General features: G+C 69.9%; 17 protein-coding genes and 4 pseudogenes. 5 read left to right on the top strand and 16 right to left on the bottom strand.

The genetic code is table 11. The annotated features are described in order from the left end of the window. Nucleotides 1-148: 148 nt before the first annotated feature. The 4 genes and pseudogenes from IF88_RS0137995 to IF88_RS48820 form a co-directional block, all read right to left on the bottom strand. Nucleotides 149-442, bottom strand: a complete 294-nt coding sequence (locus IF88_RS0137995) for a hypothetical protein (protein ID WP_030723592.1) — start codon at nt 440-442, stop codon at nt 149-151. Nucleotides 443-497: 55 nt separating this feature from the next. Further along, nucleotides 498-1,520 carry an RNA polymerase sigma factor gene (locus IF88_RS0137990; protein ID WP_051838270.1) on the bottom strand — a complete coding sequence of 341 codons (1,023 nt, stop codon included), beginning with the start codon at nt 1,518-1,520 and terminating at the stop codon, nt 498-500. Nucleotides 1,521-1,719: 199 nt separating this feature from the next. Beyond that, a pseudogene (locus IF88_RS44945) lies at nt 1,720-1,893 on the bottom strand (electron transporter); the annotation flags it as partial. Nucleotides 1,894-2,112: 219 nt separating this feature from the next. Next, a pseudogene (locus tag IF88_RS48820) lies at nt 2,113-2,398 on the bottom strand (HNH endonuclease); the annotation flags it as partial. Nucleotides 2,399-2,833: 435 nt separating this feature from the next. Here IF88_RS48820 and IF88_RS0137970 point away from each other — a divergent pair. Further along, the gene (locus tag IF88_RS0137970) at nt 2,834-4,354 is read left to right on the top strand and encodes a serine hydrolase (protein WP_078893405.1); all 1,521 of its coding nucleotides are present in this window, start codon (nt 2,834-2,836) and stop codon (nt 4,352-4,354) included. Here the strand turns inward: IF88_RS0137970 and IF88_RS44935 are convergent. The 8 genes and pseudogenes from IF88_RS44935 to IF88_RS0137930 form a co-directional block, all read right to left on the bottom strand. After that, nucleotides 4,351-4,726: pseudogene (locus IF88_RS44935) on the bottom strand (NAD(P)-dependent oxidoreductase); the annotation flags it as partial. The gene IF88_RS0137970 and the pseudogene IF88_RS44935 overlap by 4 nt on opposite strands. Nucleotides 4,727-4,964: 238 nt before the next feature. Beyond that, nucleotides 4,965-5,354 (bottom strand): DUF4258 domain-containing protein, encoded by a 390-nt coding sequence (locus IF88_RS0137960; protein WP_030723584.1) that lies wholly within the window; start codon nt 5,352-5,354, stop codon nt 4,965-4,967. Between the two features lie 588 nt (nt 5,355-5,942). Next, nucleotides 5,943-6,866, bottom strand: coding sequence for a hypothetical protein (locus IF88_RS0137955; RefSeq protein WP_158754856.1), 924 nt, complete (start codon nt 6,864-6,866; stop codon nt 5,943-5,945). 23 nt (nt 6,867-6,889) lie between these two features. Then, nucleotides 6,890-7,747, bottom strand: a complete 858-nt coding sequence (locus tag IF88_RS42670) for a papain-like cysteine protease family protein (RefSeq protein ID WP_078893403.1) — start codon at nt 7,745-7,747, stop codon at nt 6,890-6,892. A 1,326-nt stretch (nt 7,748-9,073) separates the two neighbouring features. Next, entirely contained in the window at nt 9,074-9,580 is a 507-nt protein-coding gene (locus IF88_RS41575; RefSeq protein WP_234323855.1) for a hypothetical protein, read from the bottom strand. Between the two features lie 508 nt (nt 9,581-10,088). Beyond that, nucleotides 10,089-10,355, bottom strand: a complete 267-nt coding sequence (locus IF88_RS0137940; RefSeq protein WP_030723575.1) for a hypothetical protein — start codon at nt 10,353-10,355, stop codon at nt 10,089-10,091. Nucleotides 10,356-10,515: 160 nt separating this feature from the next. After that, nucleotides 10,516-10,974 (bottom strand): hypothetical protein, encoded by a 459-nt coding sequence (locus IF88_RS0137935; RefSeq protein ID WP_158754854.1) that lies wholly within the window; start codon nt 10,972-10,974, stop codon nt 10,516-10,518. Nucleotides 10,975-11,513: 539 nt separating this feature from the next. Further along, entirely contained in the window at nt 11,514-13,847 is a 2,334-nt protein-coding gene (locus tag IF88_RS0137930) for an Orn/Lys/Arg decarboxylase N-terminal domain-containing protein (protein WP_030723571.1), read from the bottom strand. An 801-nt stretch (nt 13,848-14,648) separates the two neighbouring features. Here IF88_RS0137930 and IF88_RS0137925 point away from each other — a divergent pair. From IF88_RS0137925 to IF88_RS0137915, 3 genes are all read left to right on the top strand, one after another. After that, on the top strand, nt 14,649-16,361 hold the full coding sequence (locus IF88_RS0137925) for an RICIN domain-containing protein (protein ID WP_051838262.1): 1,713 nt from the start codon (nt 14,649-14,651) through the stop codon (nt 16,359-16,361). A 348-nt stretch (nt 16,362-16,709) separates the two neighbouring features. After that, entirely contained in the window at nt 16,710-17,717 is a 1,008-nt protein-coding gene (locus IF88_RS0137920) for a Gfo/Idh/MocA family protein (protein WP_234323854.1), read from the top strand. A gap of 293 nt (nt 17,718-18,010) precedes the next feature. Beyond that, complete coding sequence (locus IF88_RS0137915) at nt 18,011-19,705, top strand: alkaline phosphatase D family protein (protein ID WP_030723565.1); 1,695 nt, start codon at nt 18,011-18,013, stop codon at nt 19,703-19,705. A 274-nt stretch (nt 19,706-19,979) separates the two neighbouring features. Here IF88_RS0137915 and IF88_RS0137910 read toward each other — a convergent pair whose 3' ends face one another. The 3 genes from IF88_RS0137910 to IF88_RS0137900 form a co-directional block, all read right to left on the bottom strand. Then, on the bottom strand, nt 19,980-20,576 hold the full coding sequence (locus IF88_RS0137910) for a hypothetical protein (RefSeq protein WP_030723563.1): 597 nt from the start codon (nt 20,574-20,576) through the stop codon (nt 19,980-19,982). 299 nt (nt 20,577-20,875) lie between these two features. Continuing rightward, nucleotides 20,876-21,757: a hypothetical protein gene (locus IF88_RS0137905; RefSeq protein WP_030723561.1), complete on the bottom strand. Its 882-nt coding sequence runs from the start codon at nt 21,755-21,757 to the stop codon at nt 20,876-20,878. Between the two features lie 10 nt (nt 21,758-21,767). Continuing rightward, the gene (locus IF88_RS0137900; RefSeq protein ID WP_234323853.1) at nt 21,768-22,217 is read right to left on the bottom strand and encodes a papain-like cysteine protease family protein; all 450 of its coding nucleotides are present in this window, start codon (nt 22,215-22,217) and stop codon (nt 21,768-21,770) included. On the opposite strand from IF88_RS0137900, the gene IF88_RS48805 reads away from it, so the two are divergent. Continuing rightward, the gene (locus IF88_RS48805) at nt 22,216-22,446 is read left to right on the top strand and encodes a hypothetical protein (protein ID WP_234323852.1); all 231 of its coding nucleotides are present in this window, start codon (nt 22,216-22,218) and stop codon (nt 22,444-22,446) included. The two genes, IF88_RS0137900 and IF88_RS48805, sit on opposite strands and share 2 nt — an antisense overlap. A gap of 382 nt (nt 22,447-22,828) precedes the next feature. Here the strand turns inward: IF88_RS48805 and IF88_RS0137895 are convergent. Next, nucleotides 22,829-22,973: pseudogene (locus IF88_RS0137895) on the bottom strand (MerR family transcriptional regulator); the annotation flags it as partial.

Genomic DNA, 22,973 nt, shown 5'->3' with positions numbered 1-22,973 from the left:
TTCAAAGACGGCGGAACCCGCGCCGACCAGCTCGAAGTCGAATTCACCGACATCGACTACATCGACGTCTCGTTCTGAAGAGATCACGACAGCCCATCCGGGCGAACCAGGTAGGGCGGCCCCGTGAGGCCGCCCCACAGCCGTCTCGTCACCCCGGGCCGCTGGTTTGCGTCCCGTAGTTTCGGGCGTTGTACTGCGCGACTCGGTCGGCGACGTCGGAACAGTCCGCCGGCGGGAGGGCGACGTCGGGCACGAGCCGGAGCGCCTCGGGGACGTTCACACCCGGGTGCATCTCCCGGACGTGAGCGCCGGCCCGGGCCATCGCCAGGTCCAGCCGCCCGCCCTCGAGGACGATCTCACCGAGTGCCCCGCACTGCGTGCACCGGACGTACGTCACCGCGATCGGGGTCCGCATCCCGAACGGCGGCTGCTCCGTCTCCATGCCATGCCCACGGAGCAGTGTCACGCCGAACGCAGTCGAATGGGGTCCTGCACCCCTAGAGGTCGGGGAGCAGCAGGCCGCCGACCACGAGGACGGCGGCGACGGCGCCCAGCCAGGCGAGCTTGGTGCCGGCCGCGGAGGCGGCGGACGCCGTCCCCCCGCCTCCGGCGCCGACCGCCGAGCCCCCTGCCGCCGTCGCGCCCGCTCCCGCCGCTCCGAGCCGGGCGGCGAGGTAGGCGTGGACGCCCCACAGCAGGAGGGCGGCCGGCAGTACCGCCCGCAACCGCTGGTCGAGGTCGGTAAGTTCGCACAGCGCGTGCCGGCAGCGGTCGCAGTCGTCCAGGTGCCGGCGCAGTTGCCGGGTGGTCCGGGAGCCCGGGCGGCGAACCGCAGCGGCCAGCAGCGGCCCGTGGCGACGGCACTCCTCGCTCCGGCTGCCGCTCTCGGCGTGTGCCGCGAGGTAGGCCTCGCGCAGTCCTTCGCGGGCACGGGCGGTGAGCGAGGTGACCCCACTGGGGCTCACGCCGAGCAGGACGCCGATCCGCTCGGCGGACTCGCCCTCCACGACGCTGTGCCACAGGGCCGCCTGCCAGCGCTCGGGCAGGGCGCGGAAACCACGTACGACCAGGCTGAGGTCCTCCAACGCGACGATCCGCTCCTCGACGCCGACGCAATCTGCGCCCCCCGAGGCCGGGTCGGCAGCGGCCCGCTCGTCTAGCCACTGCTCGAAATCCTCACTGAGCTCGGTACGCCGGGCCGAGACGGCCCACTGCCCGGCGGTGTGCCGGACCACGGTCAGCAAGTACGGTCGCCAGGCGGCGTCCGGCCCTGCGCCGGACCTCACGGCGTGCAGGGTGCGGGTGAACGCCTCTGAGGCCAAATCCTCGGCGGTGTGCGGATCGCGGGCGAAGGTACGGGCGGAGGCGAGGACCGCCGGACGGTGACGCCGGTACAGCTCGCCGAGCGCGGCCTCGTCGCCCGACTGCCGCACCCCGGCTCCGAGTTCGGCATCCGATCGACCGTCGGCGGGGACCGCCGGGCCGGCACGGTCGGCGTGTCGCGGTGCGGTGCCGGTCATGTGCGGATCACGTCCATGCTTCTCATCGGGTCCTGCCGTCCGGATCCGTCGGCAGGCGGTATGACGGCGCTTGCGGGCGGTAGCCGCGGGGGTGTGCCCGAGCGTGCAGCATAGGCGAGCAGCCGAAGCTCTTCGGCGCCACCGACGAGGAGATCCGGGAGCCTGTCCAGCGCACCCGGCACCTGATCCGGTCGCAGGATCAGACGGTCTGCAGCAGCGCCGCGCCGAAGGAGACATCGAAGCGGTTCGACCAGATGGTGACGGACGCCCTCTCTTCAACCGGTGAGTCGGTGAGCCAGAAGCGCAGGTCAGGGCCGTTGCTGGTGTCGAGGTTCTCCAGAGGCAAGGTATGGGAGCCGGCCGGGAGACGGACGTGGCGCTCTCACCACGGCGAGCTCGTCCAAGCAGCATTAGCCGACCGGCACCTCGAGCTCGTCGAGCCCGTCACACCGGAGGAGGATGCGCTGTTCGGGCCCACCTCGAAGCCGGGTGCGGCATCGACCAACCACCTGCGGCCCCGGGGCGGACTCCGGAGCATGACGAAGGGCCGCCACCTCGATCGAAGATGGCGACCCTCGGCCTGCGGGCAGCTCTACGGGGCGGGGGTGAACTCCACGTCCGTGCCGCCGCAGCCGGCCGCGATGCAGCAGACGGTTCCGCTCCAGCTCGTCGACCGCGAGGCCCCAGCGGAGCTTGGTCGCGGTCCACTCGGCGCCGTACCGGCACAGCGCGTCCGCCGACGGGGGCAGCCACTCCGCCGGGTCCTGCTCCGCCTTCTGCCGGTTCGAGCGGGCCGTCACGGCCACCGGCGAAGCCGGCTGGCCCTGGTCGTTCGCGTATACCTCCCGCCGCGCCGCCGTCCACGCCGACGCCCCAGCCGGCGGGGAGCGTCATTCGCAGTGTGCGGTATTCCTGGCAGGTGCGGCGGTTCAGAGGTTCATCTCGACGATGAGCCTGCGGCGGTGCGTCTTGGCAAGCTCCCCGAGGTCCTGCTGGAAGGGGGCACCGCCATGGAGAGGCCAACTCGGGCATGTCAGGTGGTGGAGCTCTGGGTGGGGCATGGTGCAGGCGCCATCGGCAGACGGCCGCACCTGTCCTGGCGGGTGGGCCCCGAGCATCGCTGCTGCCTTGTGATGCGTGGGGCCCTGCCGCGGCGTGTATGTCGCGGGCCGGCCCGTGTGGGGTCAGGGCCTGTCTTCCGGATCAGGCCCCGGTCCACCACGGCGGCGGGGCCGCGAGCGCGGCCCCGCCGCCGTTTTCCGTGCCCCGGCTCTCTCCGGGCGCCCGACGCGGGACCGGCGTTAAATGGACGTATGCGACGCAACAGCAAGCGGAGGGGGCTGACCGTGGTCGCCGGGCTCGCCCTGGCGGCCGGGACCGTCGCCGCCGCACCGTCGCCGAGCCCCGGTGGCTTCGACGTGGCGAGGGCCCTGGACACGCTGGACTCGCAGGTGCAGGACGGCATGCGGCGCACCGGGGTGCCCGGAGTCTCCGTAGCCGTGGTCCACGACGACAAGGTCGTCTACCTCAAGGGCTTCGGTGTCCGCAGCACCGATGCCCCGGGCGACAAGGTCGGCCCGGACACCGTCTTCCAGCTCGCCTCGGTCTCCAAACCGGTGGCCTCCACCGTCCTGGCACAGGCCCTCGGCGCCGACGGCTTCGACGACCCGCTCAAGGGCATCACCCTCAAGGACCCATGGGTCAGCTCCCACGTCACGGCGGCCGACCTGCTCTCGCACCGCTCGGGTCTGCCGGACCACTCGGGTGACCTCCTTGAGGACCTGGGCTACGACCAGGCGTACATCCTGTCGCACCTGCGCTACGAGCCCCTCAGCCCGTTCCGCACCAGCTACGCGTACACCAACTTCGGCTTCACCGCGGCCGCCGAGGCCGTCGCCAAGGCCAAGGGCGCGCCCTGGGACAAGCTCTCCGAAGACCTGCTGTACAAGCCCGCCGGGATGACGCACACCAGCTCCCGCTTCAGCGACTACGAGAAGGCGGGCGACCGCGCCCTGACCCACGTCAAGACCGACGACGGCACCTGGAAGCCGCGCTACGTCCGCGACGCCGACGCGCAGACCGCGGCCGGCGGCGTCAGCTCCAACGCCCGGGACATGGCCCGCTGGCTACGCCTCCAGCTGGGCGGCGGAAAGATCGACGGCAAGCAGGTCATCAACAGCGCCGGCCTGGCCGAGACCCACCTCCCGCACAGCATCAGCCAGCCGCCCGCCGAACCGAACGCCCAGCCCGGCTACTACGGCCTGGGCTGGAACGTGCGCTACGACGACCACGGCCGCCTGCGCCTGAGCCACGCCGGCGCCTTCGCCCTCGGCACCAACACCAACGTCACCCTGGTCCCCGCCGAGAAGCTCGCCATCGTGGTGCTCACCAACGGCGCCCCCACGGGTCTCCCCGACACCGTCGCCCTCAACTTCTTCGACACCGCCGAGTTCGGCAAGCCCAGCCGGGACTGGCTGCCCGTGGTGGCCGAGGCCTACAAGCAGCAGCTCGGCGAGGGCCGCTCGAAGACGGACTTCGCCAAGCCGCCCGCGGACCCGAAGCCGGCCCGCGCGGACAGCGCGTACACCGGTACGTACACCAACCCGTTGTACGGGCGGGCCACCGTTACGGCCGGCCCGGGCGGCGGGCTGGTGCTGCACCTGGGACCGAAGCCGATGGCCTTCCCCCTCACCCACTACGACGGGGACGCCTTCAGCTTCGAGACCGTCGGCGAGAACGCCATCGGCCGCACCGGGGTGACCTTCACCGACGGCAGGATGCGGGTGGAGTACCTGGACGCCAACGGCCTCGGCACCTTCGAGAAGGGCAGCTAGGGCAGGACGCGTACGGGTGAGCCGTCGAGGAAGGCAGCGATGTCCTCGACGGCTTCGCCGTAGTACGTGGTGTAGTTGGCCCGTGTGACGTAGCCCGCGAGGTGCGAGGCGCGGGGTCGCCAGGAGCCTCGGGGCGGTGCGCAGGGGGTGGTCCCCCGGCAGCGGCTCGGTGTCGAAGACGTCGAGGGCGGCGCCGGCGATGCGGCCTTCGCGCAGGGCCTCGAGGAGCGCGTCCTGGTCGACGATGGCCGTCCGGGATGTGCTGACCAGGTAGGCGGTCTCCTTCATGAGCGCCAGTTCTGCGGCGCCGAACAGGCCGCGGGTGCGGTCGCCGAGGGCCAGGTGGACGGAGACGAAGTCGCTGTCCACCAACCAAGGATGCGTTTCCCTCCCCGGCTGAAGCCGGGGATACCCACGCAAGATCAGGGATGGCGACTCAAGATCATCTCGTGGCGTGTTTCTGGCGTATCCGGGTCATGACCCCTTCACCGCCGTTCTCGTACTCGCCGTGCCACAGGGGTTGGCCGCCGCGGAGATCGTGCGGCCGGCCGGGACCGTGCCTGCGGCGGCGTGCCGGTGGAGGCACGGACGATCGCGGAGCCGGCTGCTGTTACTCGCCCTTCCAGAAGACGGTGACGACGTTCCAGCCGCCGTCGCCGAGACCGACGAGGACCACCAGCTCGCCGCCGCTGGAGAGCCCGAGCGTGTAGCGCCAGTTCCCGTTCTGCTGGCACGCGGCGTTCTTGGCACCGACCCTCATGACCTTCTGGATGTCGTCCTCGGTCACCCCTCGCTCGTTCATGCGGTCGCGGGCGTGCTGGGTGATGCGGTCGTAGGCGCTCGGCGCGACATCCGAGTAGCAGCGGTTGGTCACTTCGTGTCCGCCGCGGATGGGCGGGCCCGCGGTCGTCGTGGCGGCCATCGCGGGGCCGGAGATCCCCATCACGGCAGAGGTGACAAAGCCGAGGGCCAGGAGCCGAAGGCGCTTCGAGGTGTTCACGGTGATTCCCTCTTCCGGGAGCTGTGCGCGCGGCCGGCCGGCCGCTGCGGGAAAAGGTGCCCGGCGGCGATCCATGTGTGATCAGCAGAAGAACAACGGCAACCATCGGAGCCCAACCATCGGGCTCAGCAGTCCCAGCGAGCCGGTGAGGAGTTTGCACAGCAGCATGCCGCGGGCGGTGCCGAAGCGCCGGACCGTGGGCGTGGCGATGAGCGCTCCCCAAGAACGCCCTCGGTTCGCACCGGACACGCCTGGGCGCAGGCCGGGATCGCGAGGGTCTCTCCGCGGACGCCGCAGCGCCCCCAGGGTGAGCCCGGCTGCTGCGGCCTCCGGCTGATCGGCCCCTGTCGGCTACCGTCCAGCCGCATACAGGCATGCGGCTCAGCGATCCCGGTCCCCCGCCCCGGCGGGGGCCGGTCGCGGGGCGAGGCGGCGGGGCTGTCGAGGGCGAGGATGCGCCGGTCAAGGCGCGCCGGCAGTCCCGGGGCGTCCCTCGTGTCGGGGCCGGGTCGCCCTCCCGAGCTGCTGAGCTCGGCGAGAAAGTCGTCGGGCTCAGCACGGGGAAGGGGCTCGGCCTCACGTTTCCGGTCAGCGGGTGGTCGCAGCTCTCCTACGGCGCGCGTACAGCACCGCGCCGCCGATTGTCGCCACGGTTGCGAGCCCGGTGGCGGCTATCGGCTGCCAGGGCTCATCGGCGGCGGGCTGGGCGGATGCGGTGGGGACCTGCTCCGGCTGGTCCTCCACGAGGCCGCCGTATCCGCCGGCCAGGCCCTTGCGGTCGTACTCCGAACCGGGCATCTTGTCGCCGTAGCGGGCGGTGACGAGCTTCTGGTAGGCGGCGAGGGTGATGCCGCGCTTTCCGCCGAGGCCGGTGGTCGCCTCCTCGTTGAGCGGCTCGACCAGGCCTTCGGCAGTGAGCCGGTACCAGGCGTGGATCTGCGGCTCGGTGAAGGTGCGGGCCTGAGGAGTGCCGCGCTCGGCGAAGCCGACCTCGGCGTCCCCGTCCCGGATCCCGGCCAGTTGCCAGCCCTCGGCACCGACGTTCTGCACGCCGCTCCCGGGTGTGGCGGCGTTCCCCATGGGCGCGAGCAATACGGCGGCGTGCTTCCCGTCGGCGGCGTTCACCCGGGAGGCCAGGTAGGAGAGCCGGAGCGCGGTCTGCGGGGTCGCCTGGGCCTTGCCGGTCACGAACTCGGGGCTGATCTCGAACATCGGCACCGGGTCCTTGAGATCGAACCCGGGGGGCGCGGCGACGGCGGCGGGTGCGTTCCCGGGGGCGCCGAGGGTGCCACCGTCCGCGGCGGGGGCAGTGCGGGGCTGTCGGGCCGAGACCAGGAAGCGGGAGACGGTGTCGCGGAGTTGGTTGCTCTGGATGGTTTGCCGGGCGGACTCGTAACCCGCGATGCCCTCGCTCTCCGCAGCCTGTGCGGGAACGATTCCGCACAGGGCGGCGGCGAGTGCGGCCGTGGCGAGGACGGCGGCGCGGGGTGTCGCCTGCCTGGTGTGTCGCATGATCTGCATGGTCGGTCTGCTCCTCAGCCCTGGATGCCGATGCGGGAGTGGGTCCACTGGAACGAGTTGTTGTTCGCGTAAGTGGAGTGGTTCCACCAGGTGTAGGTCTGCGTGGTCTGCCACGGGTCGCCGACCGCGATCATGTTGGTGGCGCTGTCGTAGCCGTAGATGACGTTCATGTGACCGCCGCCGGTGCGCCAGCCGAATCTGACGGCGAACGGGCGGCCCGCGTCGATCTCGGCGACGGACTCACCGAACGAGGCGTTGCGGTACAGGCTGCGGCCACTGTTCCTCAGCCCCAGCCTGGCGAGGCCGTTGGCCATGTCCTCCAGCGTGGCGGGCTGGTTGCTGCAGTTCACCCAGGTTCCCTGGGCAGCGAGTTGGCAGAACTGCTCCTGGCTGACGGAGCGGCCCCAGTGTTGGGCGATGGTCACGCCGGAGGCGTCCCAGCACCACTGGGTCCTGACCTGCTTCTGCATGTCGATCTTCAGTGTCTTCGCGGTCGTGGGGATGGGTTGCGGGTTTGGCGTCGAGCCGCAGACGGGCAGCGGGGTGGTGTTCTCCTTGATGAAGGCATCGGCGATGTAGTACGAGCCGGTGTAGATCCACCTCGGGTTGTTCTCCACCGTGTCGCCCGTCGTCCGGCAGGACATCCGGACCTTGGCGCCTACCCTCGAGGAGCCCTTCACCTGGGCCGAAAGGGACGGCTTGGCCCGGTGGTTGACGGTCTGGTAGTTGCCCTGACCGCCGATGACCGTGCCGCTGACCACATCGGCCTGGGCGAGGGCGTTGAAGCCGAACAGCAGACCGCCGGAGAGTGCGGCGGTGATCGCGGCTATCAGCGCTTTCTTACGGCGGGACGCGCGGCGTTTGTGCATCATGCTCCTTGATCTGAGAACGCGGAACTCGCCTGCCGGGGCGATGCTCCACACAATGACGAGTGGTCGGCTCGCCTATGGGTACCGAGCCGTTTGGCACCAACTGAACGGCGCAGGTCACGGCGGCCCCGGACGGCTGCGGCGTGCGCGCCGCTGCACGGCGAGTGCGGCGCGACCGCCACAGCCTCGGGGATCGGTGGACGGCAAAGAGGTCGACCACCCTCGTTCGAGCAGAGGCCTAGAGGCGGACGCCTCGGCCGCCACGGCCACGGCCGAGGCGCGACCTCGGGTCTCCAATGGCTCCGGCCGGGCGCCGTGTTGGCGCTGACGCAGCCGTGGTGAGCCGGGGTGAACAAGACGTCACCGGCGATGGACCGGTGGTGGCACCGTGGCGGCGGGCACGCTCGGCGGTCGGGGGGCCTGTCGGTACGCCGCCCTTCGCCGCCGGCCATCCACCCCGACGGTTACAGACCGGCGTCGCCGCCTGATCGAGTGTCACATCCGGGCGGTTCGATGGCCCTGCACTGCCGGCGAGGCTGAGTTTCAGGTGTTCCGCGGCCACGCACAACCACGCCTCTTTCCTTGAGTGGTTTGGGTGCCGGGAATCCTGCCAGAGAGATCAAGGGTTCTGAACGCCATCGCTCTACGCGCAAAGATGTCGCGAATTCAATTACCTTGAGGCAGTCATGTGATGGGTCATCAATCTGCCTCCAGGACACCCGAGTTGCGGCTGGCCAAAGTCTTGGTCCAGGCCATTCGCACCCGATCGACGGCGCGCGACTTTACGTAAACTTGGCACATCGCACCCTCTTATTGGACACGATGTCAAGAAATTGGAATAGCCCAGCGTGCACGCCACGTAACTCTGCATCATTTCAGAAAGACGAATCTCCCCCGGATTTCCCACCGAAATGCACCGGCGCCGGGGAAGGGGTGCCCCTGTCCGCCCGGCGGCCACTGCCCTGGCGTCCGCCCGGGGCCCCTCCCAAAGCAGCCGCGGGCACCGGAGAGTGCGTCGCTGATGCCGAGGAGGCCGGGCTTCTGCTGCGAAGGGGTCTCGCCCGCGTACCTCTACATCGGCGGGGACCGGCGGGACCACGAACGCTGGGCCGTCACCGCACCGACTCCCCTGCACACCCGATCCGTCCCTGCCCCTCGGCAGGGCGACCGCCGCTCGCCGACGCGGTGGGAACCGGTGCGAGCAGCTCCGCGCCGGGTACGTGCACGGCATCGGACGCCACCGGCCCTTCCGGCCTGATCGGCAAGACACCTCCTGGGGCCGGTGCCACGCTGCTTCAGCGGCCGCTGTGACTGCTGGACGGGCCCGGGTCAGTCGGTGGCGAGTATCGGGCTCGTCGGGTCGGAGAGGGTCTGGCCGGCGTGGGCGCAGGGGCCGGCCGAAGTGAGTGCGGGAATGCGCATCCGGCGCAGAAGATCCTCGGTGGCACGCCTGCGCAGCGTGCTGCGCCAGGCGAGTCCTGGGTGACGCGCGCGCAGGTGCGACAGCGCACGGGTTCCCAGACCGGTGCCGTGGAAGCGGTCATCGATGACGATGGCGGTGATGACACCCTGGGCGCAGTCCGCGCAGATCCGGTACTGGACCTCGCCGACGACCTGGCGGATGTGGACGAGGAGCAGGCGTTCCTCGCCGGGGCCGCGGTCCCCCGGGATGTGCGTGGACAGGAACTCGATTGCCCGGTAGGCGAGGATCCGGCGGCGTAGGCGGCCGGTGATGCGGCCGCGGCGGGAGTGCTTGGCGCCGGTGCGGCCGGGCGGCGGTGTGGCAGCTGCGGGTGCTGGGCCGAACAGACTGGGACGCGCGTGTTGTCCGTGCATGACCTCTCGTGTGCCCGGGCAGCTGGCCGATACCCGCTCCGAGCGTCCGCGGACCCTCTCCGCAGGGAGCACTCGTGTCCTGTGTCTCCTGTGAGGGGGCGTGAAGAGGGCGTGCGGTGATGTATCGCGTGGGGCGGCGGTCGCTTTCACGCTGCGGGTAGAGCGATGTGAGCTTGTTCCAGTACTGCTCGAGGTGGGCGTCGGTTTCCCGAAGGGGCGGGCCGAGGTAGGCGGCGTGCAGCTCGGCCACGCGGTCGGGAGCGGTCTCCTCGTCGGCCGGCGGGGGTGCCGCCTGCCGCCAGGGTGCTTTGGCGGCGCTGGCGCTGTGTTCGCAGCCCGCCCGTCGAGCTTCTGGCGCGATGGCGGCGATGGCCGGACCTGGATGCGCTCCGTCCCGGCCGGCTGCCGGGGCGGAGCGAGGGGCGCAGCGGGTCGGGATCAGCGGGTGCTTGCACCCTCGCCGGCGGAGCACGGCGGCTCCGCCCGCGAGGACGAACTTCGTCGAAGGTCAAGAACCGGCGACGTGCTTGCGTCGTTGCAGGATCCACCGGTGTACGGGCGGTGTCAGGCCGGCGCCCACGATGAATCCGAGCACGACGCTCTGGCTCGCGAACGCGATAAGCCCGATGACTGCGCACAAAACCATGCCGGTCACGACTAGGCCTGTGACCTTAACGCGCGGGTTTAGCTGGTTCAGCCATTTCACCGTGGAGAGAGCCGTAAGGTATACGGTGGAGCCGAAAGCGGCCGATGCCAGAACGGTGAGAGCATTCATTCCACGACCTTTTCAGAATCGGGAGCCGAAAGTCACCCGGTTCTTCTCCTTCCACGAAAACTCTCCTCGACCCCGAAGTCGAGTTCCAGCTCCTCCTGATGGGCGCCCTCCGGCCCCATCGCGTACGGAACGCTTCGGGGTCGTGCGTGGGACGACGTACTCAGCAGGTGATGGTGACCTCGTGGACCACCGGGCTGGCCGGGCGGGGGAACGAGGCCGCGCCGAAGGTGCCGCGGATGGTCGAGCCGCACGGGACGGTGGTGACCAGGCCGTGCACCTCGAGGTTCGACAAGGTGAAGACGACCGATTTGGTCTGGGTGCTGGGCGCGGCGCCGCTGCCGACGACCTCTGCGGACAGGGTCGTGGTCAGTTCCTTCGGGGTGGGCGCCGGGCTGCCAGGGGAGGGCGGGCCGGCGAAGCCGACCGTGCCGTAGAACTCGACGGTGTTACCGGTGACCGCGGCACACATCCGCGTGGACAGGCCTGCCTGGAGACCCGAGTGGCCGCAGGAGGTGACGGTCGCGACGGTGTCGGCCGACTGCGCGGTGGCGCTGGCCGGGGTGATCGCGAAAACGGACAGACCTGCGGTGCCGACGGCGAGCACAGCTAAGCGGTTCATGGTGGTCCTCCTGAGGTGAAGCACCGTCCAGGGATTCCCGGATGGCGTACATGACATGTGATATTTCACATGCCGTCAAAACGCAAGTTGACCAAGGCCTGAACTCGTCCCGTCCGCCCCGTGGCCATCTCGCCCCCGTGCACGGCGACTTGTGTCCGCGTCCCGCTGCGGGAGCTGTTCGACAGGCTCCAGGCCAAGCACGGAACGGTGCTGGTGGTCGTCGACCAGCCTGCTTCCATCGGGGACTTGCCGCTGGGCGTTCGCCCAGAACGCGGGCTGCCACGGGTGCGGACGCTCCGCCGCCACGGCCTCGGCAGCCTCCAGCCCCGGGGACTCGTCGCCGACCACAACCGCCTCACCAGGGGCAGGTCTCGTTCGGTTTGCGTAGCCGAGGCTGCGGCGGCGCAACCATGGGGGGCCACAGAGGCATCCGCCCGCCCCGCCGCTGGCCGACGGTTACAACGCGGCCCCCACCAGCCCGGTGCGGGCTCAGCCTCCCGGCTGAGGCCCGCACACCTGAGAACGTGGGAGGCGGGCGCTTACGAGGCTTGCCTGTCCTGGCGTACGCATTCGATGAGGTAGTCGCCGGTGCGGGGATCGATGGTGACACCGTGTGCTTCGCTGTGGAAGCCGGGGAAGGCGCGGTCGAATGCCTCCAGTGCTGCCAGGTAGCGCAGGACCGGGCCGTCGGGGGTTCCCAGTGCTTCCCCAGGCATCAGGACGGGGATCCCGGGCGGGGTCACGGTGACCATGGCGGCGGCCACCCTGCCTGCGGCTGCGGCGAGGGGGAGGCGTTCGGTCCCCCCGCGGATCAGCTGCTGGTAGCAGGTCTGGGGCGGGACGACAGGTTCGGGCAGGTCCTGGAAGGCAGTGTCGAGCGCGTCGATCAGTTCGGCCCGGGTCAGGTGTTCGTGCATTTCCTGGCACAGCGTGCGCAAGGTCGTGCCGCTGTAGCGCTGTGGATGGCGCTCGACCAAGTGGGGCAGGACCTGCCGCAGAGGGGTGTCGGCGTCGTGGAGGGCTTTGAAGTCCATGAGGGCGTCCATCAAGGTGCCCCATTTGCCTTTGGTGATGCCCATGGAGAACAGGACGAGGGTGGTGTAGGTGTCGGTCTTCTCCACGACGATGCCCCGGTGCGCGAGGTAGGCGGTAAGGATACGGGCCGGAATGCCCCACGGGTCCGACTCGCCGCGGGCGTTGACGCCGGGGCAGGTCAGCGTCACCTTGATGGGGTCCAGCAGGCACTGCCCCTTGCTCAGCCCGGGGAAGCCGTGCCAGTCCGCGTCGGGGTCGAGCTCCCAGCAACGGGGGTCGGTGGCCAGGAGCGCCGGGGAGGCGTCGGCGAAGGGGATGGTGGTCCCGTCGGCGGGGCCTGGGACGGTATCGGGCTGCCAGACGCCGAAGAACCACGGCGGTCGGTCTCCGGCCTCCGCGATCCGGCGCCCGGTGCGGACGATGGCCTGCCGGAACCGGATCGCTTCGGTGACCGCCTCGTTGACCAGCCACTCTCCTTGTGGGCCGTCCATCATCGCCGCAGCCACATCCAGCGAGGCGATCACCGGGTACAGAGCCGAGGTGGTGCCGTGCATCATGAACGCCTCGTTGAACCGGTGGTGCTCGACCGGCGCTCGGGGTGAGGACTTCACGTGCACCATGGCGCTCTGTGACAGGGCGGCCAACAGCTTGTGCGTGGACTGGGTGGCGAAGACGGTGGGGCGTTCCTCGCCCTCGAACGTGTCCGGGCCCACGGCCATGCCGTACCGGCCGACGTAGAGCGGGTGGAAGCGGGCATAGGCGAACCAGGCTTCGTCGAAGTGCAGACGAGGAGTGCTGGGGGCCAGGGCACGCGCGGTGTGCACGGTGTCGTAGCACAAACCGTCGTAGGTGGAGTTGGTGATCACGGCGTACTGAGCCTGGGGGGACACCGCCCCTGGTGTCAGAGGGTGGGCGGCGATCCTTGCGGCCACCGCGGCGGGCAGGGTCTCACGGGCGGGCAGAGGGCCGGCGAGGCCGTATCCGTTGCGGGTCGGGACGAGGTAGACCGGGCGCGCACCGGAGATCACCAGCCCGTGCAGCACCGACTTGTGGCAGTTGCGGTCCACCAGCGCGATCTCGTCGGCCGTGACGCAGTAGTGGCCGACCATACGGTCGGCGGTGGAGTCGCCGTGCAGCACGAAGTACGTCCGGTCGGCGCCGAAGACGCGGGCAGCGTTGCGCTCGGCGTCCCCGATGGGACCGCTGTGCTCGAATAGGGAACCCAGCTCCTCCACCGAGATGGACAGATCGGTCCGAAAGAGCCGCTCACCGTAGTAGTCGAAGAACGCCCGGCCGACGGGCGATTTCAGGAACGCCACCCCTCCCGAGTGCGCCGGGGTGTGCCAGGAGTACTCGTGGGCGTCGTCGAACCGGCGCAGCGCTTTGAAGAAGGGCGGCAGAACGGAGTCGCCATAGGCGCGTGCCGCATTGAAGACACGGCCGGCGATGAAGGACGGTGTGTCTTCCAAGGGCCAGATGTAACCGACGGCGGTCTCGGCCACCCACAGGGGCAGCCGGTCCAGGCCGTGATCGGACTCCTCGCTCATGACGACGAAGACAGGCAGGGCCGTGAACCGGCCGGTGATCTGCCGCAGGACCGCCCCTCCCCCGCCGCCGGCGTCGTCCCCCTTCTCGGACGGCAGGTCCCAGGCGACGACCGCAGCCGTCAGGCCCGCCTCCGTACGCAAGGCGGCACGGGCTCCCTCGACGGTCCGCGCCCACCGCACTTGCAGCCCGCGGTTCTCCAGCTCCTTGCCGATCCGGCGCAACTGGTCACCGCTGACACCACCGCCCATGGGGTCCTCACGCAACGCCAAAAGGACACTACCGTTCGACATGGCACTCCCCACCTGCGGCGGCCTCGGCTGATGTCACCAAGTGTCGAACGCAAACGCCACGGACCAGGGCGGAAACCGGCGGCATCACCCATTCGAGAACACGCCCCGGCCGGCAAGTCATCCATCGCACAGGAGCACCCGCCACCGGACGATGACTACAGCGTGAAGGGGTAGCAACGCAGGAGTTCCCTCAGGCGCCTTGGTGGTACCAGTGGTCGCCGGACGGCATGTGCGGCGACAGGTCGCGCGCATGCTGCCACATCAAGGACTACATCGAGAGTTCAAGGACTACATCGAGAACCGCGGCCGCGAGACCGGCTCCTGGCGCGGCGAGGTCTGACCCCGGCCAGCCTCGCCCGGGGTCGGCGTGGCCGGTGTCCGTGTGCTCGGGCTGTCAGAGGAGGCGTTGCGGGGCCGGCGCCTCGCGCTCCCACGGACCGCCCTCCTGGAGCGCGCCGCGCACAACCTCCGCACGGTAGTGACGTTCCACCAGCGAATGACTTCCGCCTCATCCGTGCGATCTGTGGATCTTCGCGTGCCGAGGCAACCTTTTGGCCTCCGGCGACCACTCAGTGTTGTCCGGCCAGGTGGTCCGGTCAGGTGCAACGGCTGAAAGAGAGCACAGACATGTTCCCTCGCCCACCCGCGTCATCGGGGGCGTACCGCGATGGCGGCCGCCGTGCCGGCGACCACGCCCGCGGTAGTCGCCGGTCGTCCCACTCAGCAGTCACGGGGAAACGAAAAGCGATGCACCGTGGCCGTGGGTTGTTCGCACGTCGGGGTTTTTGGGCGGCCGTCGTCATGGCCGTCGTGGCCGGCTCCATTGGTGTGGTCGGCACGGCCTCAGCGGGAACCGTGGATCCCAAGACGTGGTATGTGCTGGTCAACCGCAATAGCGGCAAGGTGCTGGATGACCGCGCCTTCGCCACGAACAACGGCGCGGCGGTGGTGCAGTGGGTCCGTCACGGCGGGGCCAACCAGCAGTGGCGGTTCATCGACGCGGGTGACGGGTACTACCGGCTGCAGAACCGGAACTCCGGCAAGGTGCTGGACGACAACAACTGGTCGAAGACCGCCGGCTCCGGCATCGTGCAGTGGAGCGACCTGAACGGCACCAATCAGCAGTTCCAACTGGCGAAGTCGCCAGACGGCTACGTGCGGTTGCTCAATCGCTTCAGTGGCATGGCCGTCGAGGTCCACAACGGCTCCAAGGCTGACGGGGGCGACGTCGTCCAGAACCGCGACTGGAGCGGCGCCAATCAGCAATGGCAACTCGTCCCGGCCGGAAGCGTCGGCAGCGCCGGCACGCCCACCGCGACGGGCGGCAGCGTTCCCACAAGCCAGGCTCCGAGCGGCACGCGCCCGTCGCCCACGTCGTCTCCCACCACCGGTGGCGGCAGCTCGACGACACGTTTCATGGGTAGTAGCACGGTACTCATCGGCGGCTCGATGCCTGACGCCTCGGCGACCGCCGCGCCGTTCGATGTGCGATACGCCTATGTGCACAGCCAGCCCGCGCCCTCGTCGGACTACTACTCGGCATCGAAATGCCAGGATGCCTGGAAGAGCTGGTGGGGCTGCTGGTCCGGCGGCACCACGGCGCCTGGTTATTACGTGACCTGGTGGGACGACCATGTGGGCAAGGCGACTTACAAGGGCAGCCCGCACCCGCAGAAGATGTTCTGGACTTGGTACTCACTGCGTGACCTCGGGGATCTGGCAGGGCATGGTGACGGTCCGGGCGAGGTCGAGGCCATCAACAGGGTTGACCTGCTCACCCGGTATATGAACGACTACCGTTTCTTCCTCCAGAAGATCGGCAACTCGCAGGACATGATCGACCTTGAGCCTGACTTCTGGGGCTACGTCCGGTCGCTCGGCGACCCGCACAAGGTTGCCGCGCAGGTCTCCGGCGCAAATCCGACAGATTGCGGATCGCAGGAAAACAGCGCCGCCGGACTCTCCCGCTGCCTGATCGATATGGCGCACAAATATGCGCCGAACACCAAAGTGGGGTTCCACCTCTCCTGCTGGGACTGGCAGAACAACACACAGGGATGCGCCAAGGACTACGCGAACCTCGGGGCACAAAACGCCGACTTCCTGGTCGCCGATGTGTCGGACCGCGATGCAGGCTGGTACGCACAGCCGGCCCACGGCGGCCATGACAACTTCTGGACGGACCAGAAGGCCGCTGCCTCGCTGGGGTTCTACAAGACGATGGCCGAGTCCGTGGGCAAGCCAGTGGTCTTGTGGCAGATCCCCGTCGGCAACATGGCGCAGAACAACACCCTCAACCATTACAAGGACGACAAGGTGGATTGGTTCTTCGCGCACATGGACCAGGTGGCGAACGCGCACATCGCCGGCCTGCTGTTCGGTGCAGGGCATGGGGAACAGACATCGGTCGAGACCGACGGCGGAAACCTGATCAACAAGACGATCGCCTACCACGGCGACGTACGCAGCCGCCCGGCCCTCTCTTCGACGGGGCCGGGTTCGTACTCTTCGTGACGCTGAGGACTTCTCGGTTCAGGTCCGCGACCGCCGTCGGCAGCCGCTCGGAGGGGAACAGCGGCGCCAGCGGGTGCTCGGGCTCGTCTCGGAACTGACGCGGACCGCCTCCACGTACCACCACAGCAGTTCACGGCCCTGCTCGAACATGAACGCCTCGCGCGGGCGCAGGCCCGAGCCACGCGGTCCGGTGCCCGACAGGCTCGCCGGGTGGGCGACGGGCTGGCCCGGAGGTGGGCGGCGCACGCGGAGCGCCTACTGAACGGTCCGGGTAACGGTTGCCCGTCTGTTAAGCCTCCCGTACCGTACAGCCCGCGACGCAGCATTGGTCTAGACAAGAGGTGATCCGTGGACTCGGCTCATGAACGTCCCATCCGCTGGGGCATCCTGGCCACCGGGGGTATCGCCGCGGCGTTCACCGAGGATCTTCACCAAACCCCGGGCGCGGTGGTCGCGGCCGTCGCCTCCCGCGACGCAGGGACCGCACGCGCGTTCGCCGCCCGGCACGCGATACCGCGAGCTCACGGATCGTGGCGGGACCTGGCCGACGATCCAGACGTGGACGTGGTGTACGTTGCCACGCCGCACGGCCACCACCATCCGGCCGTGGAGATGCTGCTGGACGCCAGGCGGCCAGTGCTCTGCGAGAAGCCCCTCACCGTGAACAGCATGCAGGCGCGGGAACTGATCACCCTCGCCCGCGAGCGCGGCACGTTCCTGATGGAAGCCATGTGGATGCTCCTCAACCCCGCCCTGCGCAAGGCAGCCGACCTCATTGCCGGCGGTGCGATCGGCGAGGTCCGCTCCCTCCACGCCGAACTCGGCTGGCGTGCCGAGGTCGACCAACGGCACCGGCTCCGCGACGTTACCGCGGGCGGCGGCGCCCTCCTCGACGCCGGCGCCTACCCTGTCGCGCTGGCGCACTTCCTGCTCGGCATCCCGGACCGCATCCACGCGCAGGCCCAGCTGACGCCGGAAGGCGTGGACGAGCACACGAGTATCCTGCTCGGCCACCCCGGCGGGGCCACCGCATCGCTGACCTGTTCCTTCGCCGCCACCTTGAGCCAGGCCGCCGTCGTCTACGGCACACGTGGACGCATCGATATCCCGGGAAACCTGTTCAACCCGCCCGGGATTGTCCTCCATCGCGAGGGACTCGAACCGATGCACTTTCCCGCCCCGGCTGTCATCGGCCACGGCTACGGACCGGAGGCCGCCGAGGTGATGCGCTGCCTGCGAGCAGGCCGGACCGAGTCGCCATTGGTGCCCCTGGACGGCACACTCGCGGTTCTCCGTACGCTGGACGCCGTCAGGCAACAGATCGGCCTGCGATACCCGCACGACGATCACGACTGATCCGCGACTCCCTGCCGGGCCGCCCAGACAGTCGCCGGCCAGTGCGGCGGTGATCAATGACAGGTGGGTGAACGGCCGCGCGGCCGCGTCCACCGCGGCGGCGCGGGCACGACGGCGGGCGGCGGTACGGGTCCGGGCGCGGGCGCGGGCCGTCGCTGCTGACCCGCTGCTCCCGTGTCCGCCAAGTCCGACGCGGGGCGGCCGGGCAGCACAACGGCGCCGTTTCCGCCGCCGTTCAGTACTGTACAGAGCGGCCGTTCCGTACCGTGCGGAGCACCGGAAGGGGACTCGCGATGGCCGGTCTGAGGCTGGGCCCGCTCCTGCGACACGTGGACTGGGAATCGGGCACGAGCGCGACGGTGTGGGTCGAGACCGACCGGGCGTGCACGGCGGAGGTCCGGTGCCCGGGCGGCGGCGGTGGTTCGGCTCCCACGTTCTGCGTCGTCGGCCACCACTACGCACTGGTGGTCGTGACCGGACTCGCCCCTGGGTCCGCCACAACGTACGAGGTGCTGCTCGACGGCGAGCGGGTGTGGCCCCTCGCGGACTCGCCCCAGCCGCCCAGCACCATCCACACGCCGCCGATCCCGGCGACGGGCGCGGTGGTCGCCTTCGGCTCGTGCCGGTGGGCGGCGCCTGCTGTGGGCGAGCACGATCCGGTGGGCCCCGATGTCCTCGACACCCTCTCCGCCCGGCTCGCCGCCGACCCGGAGGCCGAGCGTCCGGACGTTCTCCTCCTCCTCGGCGACCAGGTGTACGCGGACGAGACGTCCGCCGACACCCGCGCCTGGATCGCCCGGCATCGGCGGGCCGCCGGCACCGGCTCCGCCGCCCCGCCGGACCAGGTCGCCGACTACGAGGAGTACACCCACCTCTACGACGAGTCCTGGGGCGACCCCGAACTGCGCTGGCTGCTCTCGACCGTACCCAGTTGCATGATCTTCGACGACCATGACGTCATCGACGACTGGAACACCAGCGCCGCCTGGGTAGCCGACATGCGGGCAACGCCCTGGTGGCGCGAGCGGATCACCAGCGGCCTGATGTCGTACTGGGTCTACCAGCACCTCGGGAACCTCTCCCCCGCCGAGCTCGCCGGGGACGAGCTGTACGCGGCGGTGCTGGCGGCCGACGACGGCACGGAGGTGCTGCGCGCGTTCGCCGAACGCGCCGACGCCGACCCGGCGACGGTGCGCTGGAGCTACCGCAGGGACTTCGGCCGCACCCGGCTGCTGATGGTCGACACCCGGGCCGCGCGGGTGCTGGAGGAGCAGCACCGGGCGATGCTGGACGCCGAGGAGGCCGCCTGGCTGCGGACGCAGGCGTTCGACGACCTCGGCGGCGTCGACCACCTGCTGGTCGGGACCTCGCTCCCGTGGCTGCTGCCCCCGATGGTCCACTTCGCGGAGGGCTGGCACGCGGCGCTCTGCCGCGGCGAACGCGGGCCGCGCTGGGCGCGCCTGGGCGAGTGGCTGCGCCGGCGGGCGGACCTGGAGCACTGGGCGGCGTTCACCTCGTCGTTCGAAAGGCTGACGGAGACGGTTGCCGAGGTGGGGAGGGCCGAGGCGGCTCCGGCGACGGTGTGCGTGCTGTCCGGGGACGTGCACCACGCGTATGTGGCGGAGCCCGTCTGGACCACCGGGCGGCAGCCGCGCTCCCGTGTCTTCCAGTTCACCTGCTCACCGCTGCACAACTCTGTGCCGACGGCCATACGGGCCGGATTCCGTTTCGGCTGGAGCCGGTTCGCCAAGGGGATCGGGCATCTCCTCGCCCGTCACGGACGCGTTGCGAGACCGGCGGTCCGGTGGGGGCGTACCGGCGGACCGTGGTTCGGCAACCAGTTGATGACGCTGACGCTGCGCGGACGTTCGGCGCGGCTGCGATTGGAGAGGGCCTCGGCGGGTGCCAAACGGGGGCGCCGCGGGACAGACCGGGCGGGAGCGCGGCTCATCGGCGTCCTCGACCGCAGTCTGACGGACGGAAGTTGACGCCCCCGCCGGACGGTTCCCCATTACCTTCTCGGAGGCCCCGCAATGGGGTCACCCGGCCTCTCACAGCCGAGTGGGCCAGGCCCAAGTTCTCCTCGCATCCCTCACGGTGCGTGGTGACCTGCCGGCCGCCACTGGGATGGCACCGGTGCACGACGACGGGCACGCTGCCCACATCTTCAGGATGGGACCGCGCGAAGCACCGCGCACCCAGCCCAGCCCACCTGCCTGGGCGGACACGGCTGCGCTCACTCATGGCGTCGGGGGGTCTGGCTCAGTGCCGTAGGTGGTGCCAGTAGTCGCCGGAGGGCATGTGCGGGGACAGGCGGTGGGCGCGCTGCCACATGCCTTGTGCCTGCTGTTCGGGGCGCTGCTGCTCCCCGTGCAGGGCGTTGAGAATGAGCAGACCGCCGGTGACCGCCGGTACCACCCACTGCGCGTAGGACAGCTGGCGTTCCGCCTTGGCGGTGTCGAGGGGAGCGGCTGCTTCCTCGGCGTCCTGGGGGTCTTGTGAGGAGGCGAGTTCGATCTTCTTGCCCAGCATGCGGGCGTAGGCCGTGGCGGCGAGGGCGATGCCGGTCAGCACCGTTTTGGCCACAGTGGACGCGGCTACGCCCTGCTGGGTGGCGACCCGGGACGCGTTCGCGGCGAGCAGCCCGCTGCCGCCGACCAGGTGCGCGGCGATCGAGACCGCGCTGACCGGGGTCCACTTCGCCCAGCCTGTGCTGGCGATCCGGGCGTTGTCGCGCCAGCTGTCGCTGTGGCCCTTGGCCGCGCCGTTGAGGCCGACCGCGCCCATCAAAGATCCGCCGAACCATGCGGCCAGGCCCACATCGTGCATGCTGCGCCAGACGGTGTTGCGTTCGGACATGACACTCCTCGACAGGACGCTGCGCGTGCCGGCATCGTGCCGGTGCTACAGCCACCGTCGCCCGCATCCGCGGGCGCCGCCATACCGGCTGCTCCGAACGGCCGTGAGAGGGGTGAGGTCAGGCTTCGGCTCGGGTGTGCGCGTGCGGGCCGGCGGATTGCGGGCCGCGCCGGTCCGGGCACAGGACGGTGGCGTCGTCTCGCGAGAGCGACCTGTGGCCCCTCTGCGATGGCCGGACCGGGATTCGCTCCGTCCCCGGCCGGCTGCCGGGACGGAGCGAGGGGCGGACGGGGCCGGGCTCAGCGGGTGCTTGCACGCCCTCGCCGGCGGAGCACGGCGGCTCCGCCCGCGAGAGCGAGTGCCATGCCGGAACCGCCGGCAAGCAGCAGGGTGGAGGACGGGGCGTCGTCCGCCGTGCGCTGGAGGCTGTAGCCGCTGGAGTAGCCCTTGGTGTCGTACTCCGATCCGGGCAGCTTGTCGGCGTAGCGGGCCTTGACCAGTTTCTGGTAGTCGCTGAGTGACACCGACGCCTGGCCGCCCAGTCCTTGCCGGGCCTGGTCGTTGAGTGGCTCGACGGTGGTGAGCTTGAGCTGGTACCAGCCGCGGAGCTGCGGCTCGGTGAAGACCAGTGTGCCCAGGGTGGCTTTTCCGGCGTATGCGGCGTCGCTGTCGCCGTCGCGCACGCCTGCCAGGTGCCAGCCGCCGCCCTGGGTGGGGGCGAGCATGACGGTGGCGTTGCGGCCGTTGACGGTGGTGCTCAGTGAGGAGACCAGCTGTGTCAGCTTGATCGCCTCGGCGGGCAGTGGCTTTGCGGTGCCCGCGACGAACCCGGGGGTGATCTCGTTCATCGCCACCGGGTCTTTGATCGTGAAGACCGGGAGGCCCTGGCAGGGCTCGGCCGTTTCGGGGATCGTCTGCACCGGCCCGCCGCCGCCGTCGGTGGGCAGCGCGGTGCGCAGGAAGCGGCAGACGGTGTTGCGGACGTCGGCTGACTTCACCGCGTTGAGGGCGGCCTGGTAGTCGGGGATGTCGGCCGGGAGAGGGTCCTTGGCGGGGGCCGCGTGCGTCGGACCGACGATGGACAGCAGCGCGGATGCGCTCACTGCGATGACGAGGGACAGACGGGAGGAGCGAGAGGCCGCCCGCTTGCTGGACATTTCGGTGCCGCTGGTGTCGCGCATGTCGCCTGCCTTAGCGGGAGATACCGATGCGGGAGTGGGTCCACTTGGACGAGCTGTTGCTCACGTAGTCGTTGTAGTTCCACCACGTGTACGTGGTGGTGTCCGGCCACGGGTCGGCCACGGCGATCGTGTTGTTCGACGTGTCGAAGCCGTAGACGACGTTCATGTGGCCGCCCCCGGACGTCCACCCGATGCGGGCACCGATCGGCCGGGCCGCCTTGACGTCGGTGTACACCTGGTTGAACGTGGCCGCGCTGCTCAGGCCGGAGCCGGTGTGCGTCATGCCGAGGCTGCTCCAGCCCCTGGCCATGTCGTCGAGTGTGGCGGGCTGGTTGTTGCAACCGTAGTAGGGCTGGGCCCGGCTGCAGAAGTCCGTCTGTGTGGAGCCGAAGCCCTGGAACTTGGCGATGGTCAGCCCGGAGGCGACCCAGCACCACTGGTTCTTCTCCTGCTTCAGCATGCTGATGGTGTCCTGGCCGGCTTCCGCGTGGGCTGTGCCTCCTGTGGCCGCGAGCGATCCCAAGGCGGCCAGCGCGATGGCCAACGTCGTGGTCCCGTTCCTGAACCTGCCCATTTTCCTGCCTTCCCCTGATGGGTACAACGAGATGAGCGGGGCAATCTGGCAGGAATATGACAGCGCATCATGTCCGAGTCACATAGGGATCTTGCAGGAAATCACCCCGTACTGATTATTTGTCCGGTAATCAGGCGACTCGGGTACTTGCAGCTCACGTCTGCCTGCCGAGGCGGGGTGTGGTGCTTACAGCCTGCCCGCCTTGAGAGGAACTCCCAGGTGTCGCGGTGCAGGACGAGTTCGACAGAGGCGGCGCCGGCGGCCTCAGCAGCAGGACGCCGTGTGCGACCTTCGGGCCCCGGGCTGGGATCCGGGCGTCTGCCCGGACGTGGTGGGCGCAGCGGCGGCCCCGGCTGCCGCACCACGGCAGGCGGCCTCGATGGCGTGCCTCAGACCGTCCTCCGCCCCTCGCTCCCGATCGCCTTCCGCGGATCCTGGCCTTCGCTGTGCGCGGCCACAGTCCAGACTGCGCGCCCGACCCGCGGGCGCGTACTTCCTCAGGCGGCGGCCGTCGGGTTCGCCGGTTCGGCGGTGCGGCGGTATTCGGCGTTGATGCGCTGGGCTTCTTCGAGCTGGTCTTCGAGGATGATGATGCGGCAGGCGGCCTCGATGGGGGTGCCCTGGTCGACGAGTTCCCGGGCG

Origin of the sequence: Streptomyces sp. NRRL F-2580 (assembly GCF_000720115.1) — a bacterium.
Lineage (GTDB): Bacteria > Actinomycetota > Actinomycetes > Streptomycetales > Streptomycetaceae > Streptomyces.
This window is presented reverse-complemented; position numbering and strand designations above follow the sequence as displayed.